We start from the raw sequence: 14,829 nt of genomic DNA on the forward strand, positions 1-14,829 counted from the left end.
GAGGTGACGGGCGGCTATCGCGTGACATCGACCAACGGGTCCGAAGAGGTATTCGAGCAGGTCATGTTCGCCACCGGTCGCGCCCCAAATACCGACGATCTTGGGCTTGAGGCGGCGGGCGTCAATACCGGTCGCAAGGGCGAAATACTGGTGGATGAGTATAGCCAGACCGGCGTGCCGTCGATCTATGCGATTGGCGATGTGACCGACCGGGTCAACCTGACACCGGTTGCGATCCGCGAGGGCATGGCCTTTGTCGAGACCGTGTTCAACGGCAATCCGACGCCTGTCGATCACGACCTGATCCCGACCGCGATTTTCACCCAGCCCGAGATGGGCACCGTCGGTCTTTCCGAGGAAGACGCGCGCGAGCAGGAGCCGATCGAGGTTTATTCGACCTCGTTCCGCCCGATGCAGACCGCCTTTGCGGATCGTCCTGACCGGGTGTTGATGAAACTGATCGTCAGCCAGGAAACCCGCAAGGTTCTGGGCTGTCACATCGTCGCGCCGGGGGCGGGTGAAATGATCCAGTTGGCGGGTATCGCGATCAAGATGGGCGCCACGAAAGAAGATTTCGATCGCACCGTAGCGGTGCATCCGACCATGTCGGAAGAGCTTGTCACAATGAAAACACCGGTCCGGACGGGTTGATTTTTTGCCTGTGCTGCACAGGTAGATAACAACGTCGTGTAAGACGGGAATAAAAGGGAAGAGATGCATGGCTGGAAATTCTGGCGGCCCATGGGGCGGCGGCGGAAACTCGGGCGGGGGTGGTGGCAATGACGACCGCAACCGCAACAACGGGGGCGGACGGCGCCCGCCGGAAGGTGGCCCGCAGCTGCCCGAGATTGATGAGCTTGTCCGCAAAGGCCAGGATCAGCTTCGCGTTCTGATGGGCGGGCGCGGTGGCGGCGGCAATCGCGGCGGCACCGGTGGCGGCGATGGCGGCCCGGGCTTTGGCAAGGGCACAATCGGCCTTGCGCTGCTTGGCGCGGCGGCGCTCTGGGTGTTCGGCAGCGTTTACACGGTCAAACCCGAAGAACAATCGGTCGAGCTTTTCCTTGGGGAGTATTACCAGACCGGAAATCCCGGCCTGAACTTTGCCCCTTGGCCGCTTGTCAGCGCCGAAGTGATCAATGTCACCTCGGAGCGTACCGAAGAGATCGGCCGCCGTCAGGGCGCGCGCAATGACGGTCTTATGCTAACCACGGATGCCAATATCGTGGATATTGACTTCCAGGTGGTCTGGAACATCTCGGACCCGTCGAAACTGCTGTTCAACATTCGCGACCCGCAACAGACCGTTCAGGCGGTGTCTGAATCGGTGATGCGCGAGATTATCGCCGCCTCGAACCTGGCGCCGATCCTAAACCGGGATCGCGGCATCATCGCCGATACGGCAATGGAGAACATTCAGGCGACGCTTGACGAATATGACAGCGGCATTCGCATTGTCCGGGTCAACCTTGATAAGGCCGACCCGCCCCGCGAAGTGATCGACAGCTTCCGCGAAGTGCAGGCCGCCGAACAGGAACGTGACCGCCTGCAACGCCAGGCCGATGCCTATGCCAACCGCGTTCTGGCCGAGGCCCGCGGTGAAGCAGCGCAGAACCTTGAGCAAGCAGAAGGCTACCGCGCCCGCGTCGTAAACGAGGCCGCCGGTGACGCCAGCCGCTTTACTTCGGTTCTGACCGAATATGCCAAGGCCCCCGAGGTGACGCGCAAGCGGCTTTACCTTGAGACCATGGAACGTGTTCTTGGTGAAATCGACAAGACCATCCTCGACAGTTCCATCGTCGGCAGCGAAGGCGGCAACAATGTCGTGCCCTATCTGCCGCTGAATGAACTGCGTCGCAACAGCTCGACTACCGGACAGGGGAACTAAGATCATGGGTAAAACGAAATTCCTTATTCCGATCCTGGCCATCGCGGGTTTTCTTGGTCTGTCGTCGATCTTTGTGGTGGACGAGCGCGAAAAGGCGCTGGTGCTGCAATTCGGTCAGATCAGAGATGTGAAAGAAAAGCCGGGCCTGTCATTCAAGATCCCGTTCATTCAGGAGGTCGTGCGCTATGACGACCGTATCCTGTCGCTGGATACCGACACGATCGAGGTGACGCCGTCGGATGACCGCCGCCTTGTGGTCGATGCCTTCGCGCGGTTCCGCATCGCCGATGTGGTGCAGTTCCGCCAGGCGGTCGGCGTCGGGGGGCTTCGGGTTGCCGAGGACAGGCTGTCGTCGATCCTCAACGCGCAAATCCGCGAGGTCCTGGGTGCCGATCAGGTCACGTCTGATACGATCCTGTCCGAGGATCGCCGTGACCTCATGCGCCGCATTCAGGTCGCCGCACAGCGCAGCGCCGCCGGGCTTGGGCTTGACGTGATCGACGTGCGCCTGAAACAGACCAACCTGCCGGAACAGAACCTTGAGGCCACCTTTGCCCGGATGCGTGCAGAACGCGAGCGGGAAGCCGCCGACGAGATCGCCCGTGGTAACGAGGCCGCTCAGCGCGTACGCGCCCTGGCCGACAGAACCGTGACCGAAACCCTCTCGGATGCAGAGCGTCAGGCACAGGTGATCCGAGGCGAAGCCGATGCCGAACGCAACGCGATCTTTGCCGAAGCGTTTGGCGCGGACCCAGAGTTCTTTGCCTTCTACCGGTCACTCGAAGCCTATGAAAAGGCGCTAAACAGCGGAAATTCCTCGATGGTCATGACGCCGGACAGCGAGTTTTTCGACTATCTCCGCTCGGGCAAAGCGCCAGAATGATCGAAACCGCACTTCTGGCTATCGGGCTGGTGCTTATTGTCGAGGGGCTGGTGTACGCACTGGCCCCTTCGCTTATTGACCAGCTGCTGATCGCGCTCAGCGCCCTGCCCGCCGAGACCCGGCGGCTTTTGGGATTGATTGCCATCGTGATCGGCCTGTTGTTTGTTTGGGCTGCCAAGACCCTTGGCGCTTGAAATATCCGGCCCAAAGCGGTTCACATGGGCGTGAATTCATGTTGCGCCCTTTGCGATCCGCACATGCGACCCTACATCTATAATCAAGTCCAGCGCGAAGGCGCGTTGAACGAGACATAAAAACCAAGGGAGATTTTGGTGTGAACGTCCAAGCCATTTCCGCAACACGACAACAGGCCGGACCATTGCGCAGCCTCTGGCTGATCGCGCTGATGGTGGCCCTGCTTTTGGCACAGGCCATCGCAGCGCAGGCGCGCCCCGACAGCTTTGCCGATCTTGCCGAAAAGATCAGCCCCGCCGTCGTGAATATCACCACCTCGACAATGGTTGCGCAGGGCACCGGTCCGGGGCCGATCGTGCCAGAAGGCTCGCCATTTGAGGATTTCTTTCGCCAGTTCCGTGAACGTCAGGGCGAGGGTGAGCAGCGCCCGCGCCGCTCTTCGGCGCTCGGCTCCGGTTTCGTGATTTCCGAGGACGGGTATGTTGTGACCAACAACCACGTGATCGAAAGCGCCGACGAGATCATCATCGAGTTCTTCTCAGGTGAAGAGCTTGCGGCCGAGGTGATCGGCACCGACCCGAAAACCGATATCGCCCTGTTGAAAGTAAAGGCCGACAAGCCGCTCCCTTTCGTCAGCTTTGGCGATAGCGACACCGCGCGCGTCGGCGAATGGGTGCTGGCCATGGGCAATCCGCTTGGTCAGGGCTTTTCGCTGTCTGCCGGGATCGTGTCGGCCCGCAACCGCGCACTTTCGGGCACCTATGACGACTATATCCAGACCGACGCCGCCATCAACCGGGGCAATTCCGGCGGGCCGCTGTTCAACCTCGATGGCGAGGTTGTCGGTGTCAACACCGCGATCCTGAGCCCCACCGGCGGCTCGATCGGGATCGGCTTTTCGATGGCCTCGAATGTCGTCAAGCGCGTCGTTGATCAGTTGCAGGAATTCGGCGAAACCCGTCGCGGCTGGCTTGGCGTGCGTATCCAGGACGTGACCGAGGATGTGGCCGAAGCAATCGGTCTTGAGAAACCCGCCGGTGCGCTTGTGACCGACGTTCCCGAAGGCCCCGCCGCCGAAGGGGGCATGCTTGCCGGTGACGTGATCACCTCGTTTGATGGCAAAGAGGTCGCCGACACCCGCGGGCTGGTGCGTCAGGTGGGCAATACGCAGGTCGGCAAGACCGTCCGCGTGATCGTGTTCCGTGAAGGCAAGACCCAGACCCTCAAGATCACACTGGGCCGCCGTGAAGAGGCCGAAGGCGCAATTCCCGTGGTCCAGCCGGGCCCGGACGAAGATGCGGCACCGGCCGAGAAGACCATGCTTGGCCTTACCTTCAGCCCGCTGAACGACGAGTTGCGCAGCACCCTCGATCTTGACAGCAATGCCACCGGCCTTGTGGTGACCGATGTCGACGAGTTGGCGGAGGCCTATGAAAAAGGCATGCGCGCGGGCGACCTGATCACCGAAGCGGGACAGCAAAAGCTGACCTCGATCAGTGACCTGGACGAGCGTATTGCCGAGGCGAAAGAAGCAGGGCGCAAGTCGCTTCTGCTGCTGGTCCGCCGCGCAGGCGAGCCGCGCTTCGTGGCGCTGTCACTGGACAAGAGCAACTAAGCCCAAGGCTCAAGCAACATTCAAAAGGGCGCTCGGTTTCGGGCGCCCTTTTACGTCGCGGCTGCATTTTCTTCTGTAAAGAAAATGGTCCGGAAAATTCCGCTAATTTTCCGGGCCCGCCTCACAGTCCGGGATAATCCATCAACGCGGTATCCTTGCGCAGGTACAGCGGATGCTTGGCCGATCCGTCCTTGTTCAACCCCAGGCATTTCAAGGGTCGGCCGGATTGTGCAATCGCACAAAGCGCCTCACGGACCACCGGCTGATATCGGGCATGAAGCTTGCCATAGGCCATCACGACCAGTTCAGCCTCCTGCGCCATCTCCCTCAGCGCCGGAATGTTGAGCGCGCTGCATGCTTCGGCAGGATCATGCGGGATATCCTTTGGCGAGGTCGCCCGCCAATCAAGCACATTCCCCTTGAGATAGCGCGTAAAGCCCCAGTCACGGGCAAAGCCCAGCTCGCGATGACAGGTCGGATCAGACACTTCGGCACTGGCGACCGAGGGGTTCATGCCCACGAACAGCACCGTGCGCGGCGCGGCGCCCTCGGGGGTCCAGTCGCGCGACAACATCTGCCGGTATCGCCCGCAGTCCGAATAGGCCGCCCCGCCGATCACCCCGTCGGGGAGGCGCAACCGCACTTTGCCACCCGGATCGTGCAGGTGGTCAGGGGCCGCCCCGCCGCTCACAGGTTAAACACCCGGCTGGGGTGCAATTCACCCGCCTTGAACCGGCCCACCGCCACCGCATGCCCGTCAAAAGCTGCCCAGCACTCCTCGCCATAGTCCACGTCCTGTGCGATCACCATGCCCGGATTGCCATTGCGCAACCGCGCCGCGCCCTCGGCCGTGGCGGTGACCATCGTAAGATCGGCCAGCCCCTCTTCGAGCGGGCGAATAAAAGCATCAAGTTCGGGGCTATGGGCCATTTCGTCGATCTGCTCGATGCTCAGACCGTCGTTGGCCTCGAACGGCCCCGACCACACCCGCCGAAGCCAGTCCACATGCCCGTAACAGCCCAAAGCCTCGCCCAGATCGCGCGCGATGCTGCGCACATAACCGCCCTTGCCACAGACCATCTCAAGCAGGACATGATCGGCATCGGGGCGCCCGGTCATGACAATCTCTTCCACCCACAGGGGGCGCGCCTCGACCTCGAATTCTTCGCCATCGCGCGCCAGCTTATAGGCGCGCTGACCGTCAATCTTGACGGCGGAATATTTAGGCGGCACCTGCATGATATCACCGACAAAACCGCCAAGCGCCGCCTTTATCGCGGCGTCATCCGGGCGCAGGTCGCTCTCGGCTATCACCTCGCCCTCGGTGTCGTCGGTATTCGTGGCCTGACCAAGACGCACGCAAAACTCGTAGGCCTTCAGCGCGTCGGTGATATATGGCACGGTTTTCGTGGCCTCCCCCAGAGCAACCGCCAAAACCCCGGTCGCCTCCGGATCAAGCGTGCCCGCATGCCCGGCTTTCCTGGCTTGCAGCGCCCATTTCACCTTGTTGACAACACTGGTCGAGGTCATGCCCGCAGGCTTGTCCACCACCAGCCAGCCCGAAATGTCGCGTCCCTTGCGTTTGCGTGCCATGCCCGGCCCTTTTTTCTATGCGTTCAGGGCATCAGGCCCTAGTAGACCCATCCGCCCGCGTCAATCACTGCGCCTCGCGCGCCCCGACAACCCCGACCATCGGCCCCAACGGAAAGCCGGGATCGAACCGCCGCAATGCCGGTGCGTAAAGCCGCGATACCTTGCCATCAAAGTAAAGCGCCTGCGGCACCTTCAGGTAATCGCGAAAGAAGGATCCGAAGGTGTGAAAGGTGACAGGGCTGTCGGAAATCACGAACCATGCCATCCGCCCATCCGCAGCGGTGCCCACGCCATTGCGGATATAGCGGCTGTCACTGTCCCTCAGGAACCGTGGGTGAAGCGCCCCGTCGATCACAAGCATCGGCCCGGATTGACTGGCGTCGCGACAGGCGGGCGCGTCGCGCTCAAAGCGCAGGGTCTCGATAACATCGGCGCGCCCCTTCCGAATGCAAAAAACACCATTGGGCAGCAGGCCGAAATTGCCCGGCCCGGCCCGCGTCACCAGGGGGGCCACGGCCTTGGCCCCTTCGATATAAAGCCCGACAGGACGGCGGTCGGCGTGATACATGCCCGCGTTCATGCCAAAGGCAAGCGCGCGGCCCTCGGCCTCCAACTGTTTGTCGATATTGGAAAAACTGCCAAGCGGCTTGCCGGTTTCGGCATCATTGAGAAACAGCCGCAGATCGTCCTCGGCCATATCCACCGTACAAACAGTATAGCCCTGCCCGTTATACCGCTCGGCCTCACATGCCGCCGCGTTTGCGGGCTGACCAAAGGCCACCAGAGCCAAGGCCGCCAGACAGGGCTTAATCCTCGACATCCCGCCGTACTTTTTCCTGCGCAAAAAGGCGGCGGGTCTCGTCCATCTGATCAAAGGTCTCGTCCAGCCTGAACCGCAGATCAGGCGCATATTTCAGCTCAAGCCGCTTACCGATCAAACGCCGCAACTCGCCCTTGTTGCGCGCCAAAAGAGCGATCAGGTCATCCTGTCCTTCGCCGCCCAATGGCATCACATAGGCGGTCGCGATCTTGAGATCCGAAGAGGTGCGCACCTCGCCCACCGTCACCGAAATACGGTTAAGATCGGGGTCATGGATATCGGCGCGCGAAAGCACCTCGGACAGGGTCCGCCGAATAAGCTCGCCCACACGAAGCTGCCGCTGCGACGGGCCGGACCCGTCATGAAACTTGTTCTTTGCCATGCCCCGCACTTAATCGCTCAGGCGCCGTTTTCCAAGCAAAGAAATCCATATCTTCATGCTTTCATCTTTCCGGAAAATACTCCGGGGGTTTGGGGGCTGGCCCCCAATCATCCGCGCGGACCGGGCCATGGGCGCCCGCCCACTTGCTGCGCCCCGCACCCCACGCTAAGAACGGCAACACGCGAAAAGGAGTGCTGACATGACCGACCTGCCGGGAATCGTGATCACCGGGGCCTCGGGCCGGATGGGCCTGATGCTGATCAATACCGTGCGCAACAGCAAAAACGCCCGGCTTGTCGGCGCCATCGAGCGGCCCGGTCATGACTGGATCGGGCGCGACCTTGGCGCGGCAATGGGCGGCGCGGATATCGGCCTTTGCGTCAGCGACGACCCGCTTGAGGTGATCGCGCGTGCGCATGCGGTGATCGACTTCACCGCCCCCGCCGCAACACGCGAATTCGCGACGCTCTGTGCTCAGGCGCGCTGTGTTCATGTCATCGGCACCACCGGTCTCGACGAGGCCGACCTCAAACATCTCAACGCTGCCGCGCGCCACGCCGTGATCGTGCGGGCGGGCAACATGAGCCTCGGGGTCAACCTGTTGACACAGCTCACCAAACGTGTCGCCGCCGCCCTTGATGAGGATTTCGACATCGAGATCATCGAGGCCCATCACAACCAAAAGGTCGATGCCCCTTCGGGCACGGCCCTCATGCTCGGCGAAGCCGCCGCGGACGGGCGCGGCGTGGCACTTGATAGCGTTTCCGACCGGGGCCGCGACGGCATCACCGGCAAGCGCGAGCGTGGCCATATCGGGTTCTCGTCCATTCGCGGCGGGGATATCGTGGGTGAGCACGACGTGATGTTTGCCGCCCCCGGCGAGCGGATCGTCCTGCGCCATATTGCAACGGACCGGGCGGTGTTTGCCCGTGGCGCACTCAAGGCCGCGCTTTGGGGTCAGGGGCGCAAACCCGGCGAATATGACATGCTGGACGTGCTTGGGCTGAACGAAAACTGATCCGGACGGCGCGCTGCGGCGTAATCCCTGTTACAGCACAACTTGTGACAGGTGAGACTGAAATGCGTGCCGCACTTGCCCTTCTCCTCGGTCTGACCCTGAGCACCCCGGCGATTGCCGAAGGGTTTGATCAGGTGACCGACCGGGACCGTTTCGTGGCTCTTGTCAAGGACCGCGACCTGACGCGATTCGGCATCACCCTGACTCTTGCCCCGGACGGGCAGATCAAGGGCCGTGCGTTTGGCCGGGACGTCTCAGGCGCCTGGCGCTGGAGCAAGGGCTACTTCTGCCGTGACCTGTTTTGGGGCGCGCGCGATCTGGGGCCGAATTGCCAGGCCGTCAAGGTCCAGGGCAGCACCCTGCGCTTCATCTCGGATCAGGGCCGCGGCCAGTTCGCCGATCTTTATCTCCGCTGAATCTCCGCTGAACCACCGCGCGCGCTCCGAGTGCCCTCAGAAATCGACCGCGATTCCCTTTTTTTCCCAGTCGCCATAGCGCACCGGTTCCGGGCCTTTGCGCCCGCCAAGTTCTTTCGGCAGATCCAGACCCGCATCGGCCTTGCGGCGTTCTTCGGCCTCTGCAAGGGCGCGTTGCGCGGCGGGCGGCAGGTCGGGCGTCTCTTGGGTCATTGTCGGGCTTCCTTTGTCGTGCTCCACTTGATATACGCCGCCCTCACCCCGCCGCCAAGGACATGTCATGAAAAATCCCCCCTCTTCCGCCCGTCGAAGCGCGGTTTACCTGCTGGATCAGGTTCTGGGCGAGGGGCGGCTTATGTCCGACCTGATCGCGGGTGGCGTCCTTGATCGGTTGTCCCCGCCCGACCGCGCCCGAGCGCAACGCCTTGCCAGCGACACCCTGCGCGGGCTCGATCGCGCCGACCGCCTTCTGGGGCGGCATTTGCGCAAGGCGCCGCCGCTGGCGGTTTACAACATCCTGCGTCTGGCCACCGTCGAACTGGCGCAGGGTGGCGAGCCGCATGGCGTGGTGAACGAGGCCGTCGCGATCATCGCCAACCACCCGCGCTATGGCCGTCACAAGGGCTTGGTCAACGCCGTGCTGCGCAAGACCGCCGAAGAGGCGCCGCGCTCGTGGAACGACCTGCGCCTGCCGCGTCTGCCGCGCTGGCTGCGCGATCCGCTGGTGCAGGCCTGGGGCGGGGCCGCCGTGGGACAGATGGAAAAGGCCCATTTCCAGGGCGCCGCGCTTGATCTTTCGTTCAAGTCCGATGCCGAGGCTGCGCATTGGGCAAAAGAGCTGAATGGCACCCTCTTGCCCAGTGGCACGCTGCGCCTTGCCGATCCCGGTCAGGTTTCGGCCCTGCCCGGTTTCGCGACCGGCGACTGGTGGGTTCAGGATGCCGCCGCCGCGCTCCCCGTCAAGGTGCTCGCGCCAGAGCCCGGCGAGACGGTGCTCGATCTCTGCGCGGCGCCGGGTGGCAAGACCCTGCAATTGGCCGCTGCCGGGGCAAAGGTCACGGCGCTTGACCTCTCCGAGAGGCGCATGGCACGGGTGCATGAAAACCTTTCCCGCACCGGTCTTTCGGCAAGCTGCGTGGTGGGCGATGCGCTGGAACACGAGGGCGGGCCTTATGATGCCATCCTGCTTGATGCCCCCTGTTCGGCCACCGGCACGATCCGTCGCCATCCTGACCTGCCCCACGCCAAGGACGGGTCCGAGTTTGGCGCGCTGATCGACCTGCAGGCGGCAATGATCGACCATGCGCTGACACTTCTGAAACCCGGCGGGCGGCTGGTGTTTTGCACCTGTTCGCTCTTGCCCGATGAGGGCGAATGCCAAGTCGACGAGGCGCTTGCGCGCCATCCCGGCCTTGTCACCGACCGCGCGGCGCTCGCACGCCCCGGCATCGACCCGGCCTGGATCACCCCCGAGGGCGGGGTGCGGCTGCGCCCCGATTACTGGCCCGATCTGGGTGGCATGGACGGGTTTTACATCGCCTGCCTGCACCGATAAACGCCATCTCCCCACGCGCCACAATCAGGCGGTGACTTGAGCGCGCGACCGGTCTATATTGTCCTCGTCAACGCCGCAAAGAGCGTCCAGAGGCACGGCATATGTCGAAACCCGAAAACCTGTCGGCGCGCTGGACGCGTCTGTTAAACCTTATCGCGGCACGACGCGCGGCCCTCAGCCGTCCGGCGACGGCCTTCCTGTCACAACCTGAACCCCGCACCATCGGTAGTTTTGCGCGCGGGCGCCAGCTTTGCGCCGGGAATTTCGTCTTTGCCGGTCGCCTTGTGGCCGCCCCGGATACTTCCATCTGGGATGTCGAGGCCGACGAACCGGCCTTTGCCGAGGAACAGCACGGATTTGGCTGGCTTGACGATCTCGCCGCTGTTGGCGACGCGGCCGCCCGCAAGCGTGCGCAGGACTGGCTCTGGGACTGGATCGCGCGCTATGGCAACGGCAGCGGCCCCGGCTGGACGCCGGACCTGACCGGGCGGCGGCTGATTCGATGGATCAACCACGCCCTGTTCATGCTCAACGGCTCGGCGCCGGATGCCTCGGCGCCCTTTTTCCGCTCGATGGCGCAGCAGACCACCTTTCTGGCCCGCCGCTGGCATAGCGCGAGCCCCGGCCTGCCCCGGTTCGAGGCGCTGACCGGACTTATCTATGCGGGCCTCTCGCTTGAGGGGATGCAGGCCCATGTTGCCCCCGCGATGGCTGCTCTGGCACGGGAATGCGACACCCAGATCGATGTGATGGGCGGCTTGCCCACGCGCAATCCCGAAGACCTTCTTGAGGTGTTCACCCTGCTGACCTGGGCCGCTGTCGCGCTTGGCGAATCAGGGCAAAGCGCCGGTGAGGCGCATTGGCGTGCGATCGAACGGATTGCCCCGACCCTGCGCACCCTGCGCCATGCCGATGGCGGGCTGGCGCGGTTTCACGGGGGCGGGCGCGGCCTTGAGGGGCGGCTTGACAGCGCGCTTGCCACAAGTGGCGTCAAGGGGCGGCACGCCGACGGGCTTGCCATGGGGTTTGCCCGGCTGAGCGCCGGGCGCACAAGCGTTATCATCGACGCAAGCCCACCGCCGACGGGGGCGGCGTCAATCGGCGCGCATGCCTCGACACTGGCGTTCGAGCTGACCTCGGGGCGCAGACCGCTGATCGTCAATTGCGGCTCGGGCCAGAGCTTTGGCGCCGAATGGCGCCGCGCAGGGCGCGCCACGCCGTCGCATTCGACGCTTGTGCTAGGCTCGGGGTCAAGTGCCCGCCTGAGCAACGATCCACGCCATAGCGACTGGCTTACCGAAGCGCCGCGCAAGGTGCCGGTCGAGTTGTCACAGGTGACCGGCGGCCTGCGCCTTGAGGTGGCGCATGACGGATATCTGCGTAGCCATGGCCTTACGCATGTGCGCCAGCTTGAACTGACCACTGACGGACGCGGGCTTGCCGGTGAGGACATGTTGCTGGCGATCGAGGCGGCCGACAAGCGCCGGTTTGATCAGGCGATGGATCAGGTGCGGCTGCATGGCGTGTCCTTCGACATCCGGTTTCACCTTCACCCGGATGTCGACGCCTCGGTTGATCTGGGCGGCGCCGCAGTATCGCTTGCGTTGCGCAGCGGTGAAATCTGGATCTTCCGAAGCGACGGACGCGCCGGTTTGTCCTTGCAACCCAGTGTGTATCTTGAAAAAACGCGCCTCAAGCCGCGTGCGACCAAACAGATCGTTCTATCTGGCCGCGCGATGGAGTATGCGACCCATATTAGATGGTCACTGGCCAAGGCGCAGGACACCCCGATTGGCGTCCGCGATCTGACTGAAGATGCGCTTGAGCCCGCGACTGACGAATAACACAGCAACCGCCAAATGCAGGACTGCCCCATCATGACCGATCTCGCGCCCGTCACCCGCGCCCTTCTTTCTGTTTCCGACAAGACCGGATTGGTCGATCTGGGGCGCGCCCTTGCCGCGCGCGGGATCGAGCTTTTGTCCACCGGCGGAAGCGCCAGGACCCTGCGTGAGGCCGGTCTTGAGGTACGCGACGTGGCCGAGGTCACCGGTTTCCCCGAAATGATGGATGGCCGGGTCAAGACCCTGCACCCGATGGTGCATGGCGGCCTGTTGGCGCTGCGCGACAATGCCGATCACAAGGCGGCAATGGAAGAACATGGGATCGGCGCGATCGACCTTCTGGTGGTGAACCTTTACCCGTTCGAGGAAACCGTTGCCAAGGGCGCCGATTACGAGACCTGCATCGAGAATATCGACATAGGCGGCCCGGCGATGATCCGCGCCGCGGCCAAGAACCACGGCTTTGTCAACGTGGTGGTCGATGTCGAGGATTATCAGCCGCTTCTGGAAGAACTTGCCGCGCATGACGGGCAGACCTCTTATGCGTTCCGTCAGCGTCTGGCGCTGACCGCCTATGCGCGCACCGGGGCCTATGATGCCGCCGTGTCGGGCTGGATGGCGGATGCCCTGGCCGAGGCCGCACCGCGCCGTCGCGCCGTGGCCGGCAAGCTGGCGCAAACTCTGCGCTATGGCGAGAACCCGCATCAGTCAGCGGCATTCTACACCGACGGAAGCCTGCGCCCCGGCGTCGCCACCGCGACCCAGATTCAGGGCAAGGAGCTTAGCTATAACAATATCAACGACACCGATGCGGCGTTCGAACTTGTCAGCGAATTTGCCCCAGAGAGTGGTCCGGCCTGTGCGATCATCAAGCACGCCAATCCCTGCGGCGTGGCGCGTGGCGATACCCTTATGCAGGCCTATGGGCGGGCGTTCGATTGTGACCGCACCTCGGCCTTTGGCGGGATCATCGCGCTCAACCAGCCGCTTGACGGCGCCACGGCCGAAGAAATCAGCCAGATTTTCACTGAAGTCGTGATCGCGCCCGGTGCCGATGACGACGCTATGAGTATTTTTGCCAAGAAGAAGAACCTTCGGCTTTTGGTGACCAACGGCCTGGCCGACCCGCGACAGGCGGCGCGGACCTGGCGGCAGGTTTCGGGCGGCTATCTCGTGCAGGACAAGGATAACGGTCACATCACCGCAGACGACCTGAAGGTCGTGACAAAACGCGCGCCGACCGATCAGGAAATGGCGGATATGCTTTTTGCCTGGAAGGTCGCCAAGCATGTGAAATCCAACGCCATCGTTTACGTCAAGGATGGCGCCACAGTCGGCGTGGGCGCCGGGCAGATGAGCCGCGTCGACAGTTGTCGGATCGCCGCGCGCAAGGCCGAGGACATGGCCGAGGCGCTTGGCCTTGGCGGGCCGCTGACCAGGGGCAGCGTCGTGGCCTCGGATGCGTTCTTTCCCTTTGCCGACGGCCTGCTGACCGCGGCCGAGGCCGGGGCGACCGCCGTGATCCATCCCGGTGGCTCGATGCGCGATGACGAGGTGATCGCGGCGGCGGATGAGGCGGGGCTTGCCATGGTATTGACCGGCATGCGCCATTTCCGACACTAAGGTCCGGGGCATGCGCATCGTCTTTTGGACCGGGTTTTGGGTCTTCTTGCTGGATCAGGCCACGAAATACCTGGTGGTTCATGGCCTCAACCTGCACCAACTGGGCGAGATCGACGTGTTTCCGCCGCTGTTCAACCTGCGCATGGCCTGGAACTATGGCATCAATTTCGGCCTGATGGCGGGGGATAATCCGCTGACCCGGTGGATTTTGATCGCTGTGGCGCTGGTGATTTCGGGCGCGGTGATGTGGTGGGTGCATAGCGATCCGGCTGGTCGCTGGCAGCAGATCGCCGCCGGTCTTCTGGTCGGCGGGGCGCTTGGCAATGTGATTGACCGGCTGATCTATGGCGCGGTGGCGGATTTCATCAATGTCTCGTGTTGCGGGATCAACAATCCGTTTGCCTTTAATATCGCTGATATCGCGGTATTCATCGGCGCTTTTGGCATGGTTCTCTTGCCCTCAGTCAAAAAGCCCTCGTGACCTTGGCGCAGCTATGCGATAAGGCTAATCGAAAGTTGCAGGAGAGTGGCGATGGCGATGCCGCGTAAAACAGTTTTGACGCTTGTTGTGGCAACCCTGCTTGCGGGCTGTGGTGGCCGCGATGATGTGACATTGACGCAAATCCGCCATACCGGAAACGGGCCGGACGAGTTTTCGATCATGCCGGGCAAGCCCCTCCAGGCACCCGAAGATTACGCCAGCCTGCCCACACCGACGCCCGGCGGCGCCAACCTGACCGATCAGAACCCGCTGGCCGATGGTGTGGCCGCACTTGGCGGCAACCCCGCAGCGCTTAACGAGGGCGCACCAAGTGCCCGCGATGGCGCGCTGGTCAATCACGCCAATCGCTATGGCGCGGTGGCGGATATTCGCCAGACCCTTGCCGAAGAGGACAAGGACGTGCGCCGCCGCCATGGCCGCGTGAACATCCTGCGCATCCTGCCGTCGGACGATTACACCAATGCCTACAAGCGCCAGTGGCTTTACGCCTATGGCGAA

17 protein-coding genes are annotated in these 14,829 nt (G+C 63.0%); 12 read left to right on the top strand and 5 right to left on the bottom strand.

The window, feature by feature from the left end; all coding sequences use genetic code 11:
- The 5 genes from QZ522_RS12455 to QZ522_RS12475 form a co-directional block, all read left to right on the top strand.
- The coding region (locus tag QZ522_RS12455) for an FAD-dependent oxidoreductase (protein WP_294611907.1) at positions 1 to 651 on the top strand (651 nt) is incomplete at its 5' end.
- A gap of 67 nt (positions 652 to 718) precedes the next feature.
- On the top strand, positions 719 to 1,885 hold the full coding sequence (gene hflK, locus QZ522_RS12460; RefSeq protein WP_294611909.1) for an FtsH protease activity modulator HflK: 1,167 nt from the start codon (positions 719 to 721) through the stop codon (positions 1,883 to 1,885).
- A 4-nt stretch (positions 1,886 to 1,889) separates the two neighbouring features.
- The gene (gene hflC, locus QZ522_RS12465) at positions 1,890 to 2,768 is read left to right on the top strand and encodes a protease modulator HflC (RefSeq protein ID WP_294611911.1); all 879 of its coding nucleotides are present in this window, start codon (positions 1,890 to 1,892) and stop codon (positions 2,766 to 2,768) included.
- A complete protein-coding gene (locus QZ522_RS12470; RefSeq protein WP_294611914.1) occupies positions 2,765 to 2,962 on the top strand; it encodes a DUF2065 domain-containing protein in 198 nt (65 codons plus the stop codon). Before hflC ends, QZ522_RS12470 begins: the two co-directional genes overlap by 4 nt.
- Positions 2,963 to 3,174: 212 nt before the next feature.
- Positions 3,175 to 4,578 (top strand): Do family serine endopeptidase, encoded by a 1,404-nt coding sequence (locus QZ522_RS12475; protein WP_294611940.1) that lies wholly within the window; start codon positions 3,175 to 3,177, stop codon positions 4,576 to 4,578.
- Positions 4,579 to 4,699: 121 nt separating this feature from the next.
- Here the strand turns inward: QZ522_RS12475 and QZ522_RS12480 are convergent, their stop codons facing one another.
- The 4 genes from QZ522_RS12480 to rbfA form a co-directional block, all read right to left on the bottom strand.
- Positions 4,700 to 5,221 carry a DUF1643 domain-containing protein gene (locus QZ522_RS12480; protein WP_294611916.1) on the bottom strand — a complete coding sequence of 174 codons (522 nt, stop codon included), beginning with the start codon at positions 5,219 to 5,221 and terminating at the stop codon, positions 4,700 to 4,702.
- 44 nt (positions 5,222 to 5,265) lie between these two features.
- Positions 5,266 to 6,171, bottom strand: coding sequence for a tRNA pseudouridine(55) synthase TruB (gene truB / locus QZ522_RS12485; protein ID WP_294611917.1), 906 nt, complete (start codon positions 6,169 to 6,171; stop codon positions 5,266 to 5,268).
- Positions 6,172 to 6,235: 64 nt separating this feature from the next.
- A complete protein-coding gene (locus QZ522_RS12490; protein ID WP_294611919.1) occupies positions 6,236 to 6,991 on the bottom strand; it encodes a phosphodiester glycosidase family protein in 756 nt (251 codons plus the stop codon).
- Positions 6,978 to 7,373, bottom strand: coding sequence for a 30S ribosome-binding factor RbfA (gene rbfA, locus QZ522_RS12495; protein WP_294611921.1), 396 nt, complete (start codon positions 7,371 to 7,373; stop codon positions 6,978 to 6,980). Before rbfA ends, QZ522_RS12490 begins: the two co-directional genes overlap by 14 nt.
- Before the next feature lie 199 nt (positions 7,374 to 7,572).
- Between rbfA and dapB the strand changes: the two genes are divergently transcribed.
- Both dapB and QZ522_RS12505 read left to right on the top strand, forming a co-directional pair.
- Positions 7,573 to 8,391 (top strand): 4-hydroxy-tetrahydrodipicolinate reductase, encoded by an 819-nt coding sequence (gene dapB / locus QZ522_RS12500; RefSeq protein ID WP_294611923.1) that lies wholly within the window; start codon positions 7,573 to 7,575, stop codon positions 8,389 to 8,391.
- A 62-nt stretch (positions 8,392 to 8,453) separates the two neighbouring features.
- Positions 8,454 to 8,807: a dihydrodipicolinate reductase gene (locus QZ522_RS12505; RefSeq protein WP_294611925.1), complete on the top strand. Its 354-nt coding sequence runs from the start codon at positions 8,454 to 8,456 to the stop codon at positions 8,805 to 8,807.
- A 36-nt stretch (positions 8,808 to 8,843) separates the two neighbouring features.
- Here QZ522_RS12505 and QZ522_RS12510 read toward each other — a convergent pair whose 3' ends face one another.
- Positions 8,844 to 9,020, bottom strand: a complete 177-nt coding sequence (locus tag QZ522_RS12510; protein WP_294611927.1) for a DUF1674 domain-containing protein — start codon at positions 9,018 to 9,020, stop codon at positions 8,844 to 8,846.
- Positions 9,021 to 9,087: 67 nt separating this feature from the next.
- Between QZ522_RS12510 and QZ522_RS12515 the strand changes: the two genes are divergently transcribed.
- The 5 genes from QZ522_RS12515 to QZ522_RS12535 form a co-directional block, all read left to right on the top strand.
- Positions 9,088 to 10,362, top strand: coding sequence for an RsmB/NOP family class I SAM-dependent RNA methyltransferase (locus QZ522_RS12515; protein ID WP_294611928.1), 1,275 nt, complete (start codon positions 9,088 to 9,090; stop codon positions 10,360 to 10,362).
- A gap of 101 nt (positions 10,363 to 10,463) precedes the next feature.
- Complete coding sequence (locus QZ522_RS12520) at positions 10,464 to 12,206, top strand: heparinase II/III family protein (protein WP_294611930.1); 1,743 nt, start codon at positions 10,464 to 10,466, stop codon at positions 12,204 to 12,206.
- 33 nt (positions 12,207 to 12,239) lie between these two features.
- Positions 12,240 to 13,829, top strand: a complete 1,590-nt coding sequence (purH, locus tag QZ522_RS12525) for a bifunctional phosphoribosylaminoimidazolecarboxamide formyltransferase/IMP cyclohydrolase (RefSeq protein ID WP_294611933.1) — start codon at positions 12,240 to 12,242, stop codon at positions 13,827 to 13,829.
- Positions 13,830 to 13,839: 10 nt separating this feature from the next.
- The gene (lspA, locus tag QZ522_RS12530; protein WP_294611935.1) at positions 13,840 to 14,310 is read left to right on the top strand and encodes a signal peptidase II; all 471 of its coding nucleotides are present in this window, start codon (positions 13,840 to 13,842) and stop codon (positions 14,308 to 14,310) included.
- Between the two features lie 51 nt (positions 14,311 to 14,361).
- On the top strand, positions 14,362 to 14,829 hold a 468-nt coding region (locus QZ522_RS12535; protein ID WP_294611937.1), incomplete at its 3' end, for a DUF3035 domain-containing protein.

This window comes from uncultured Roseovarius sp. (genome assembly GCF_913054395.1).
In the GTDB taxonomy this organism is placed as follows: domain Bacteria; phylum Pseudomonadota; class Alphaproteobacteria; order Rhodobacterales; family Rhodobacteraceae; genus Roseovarius.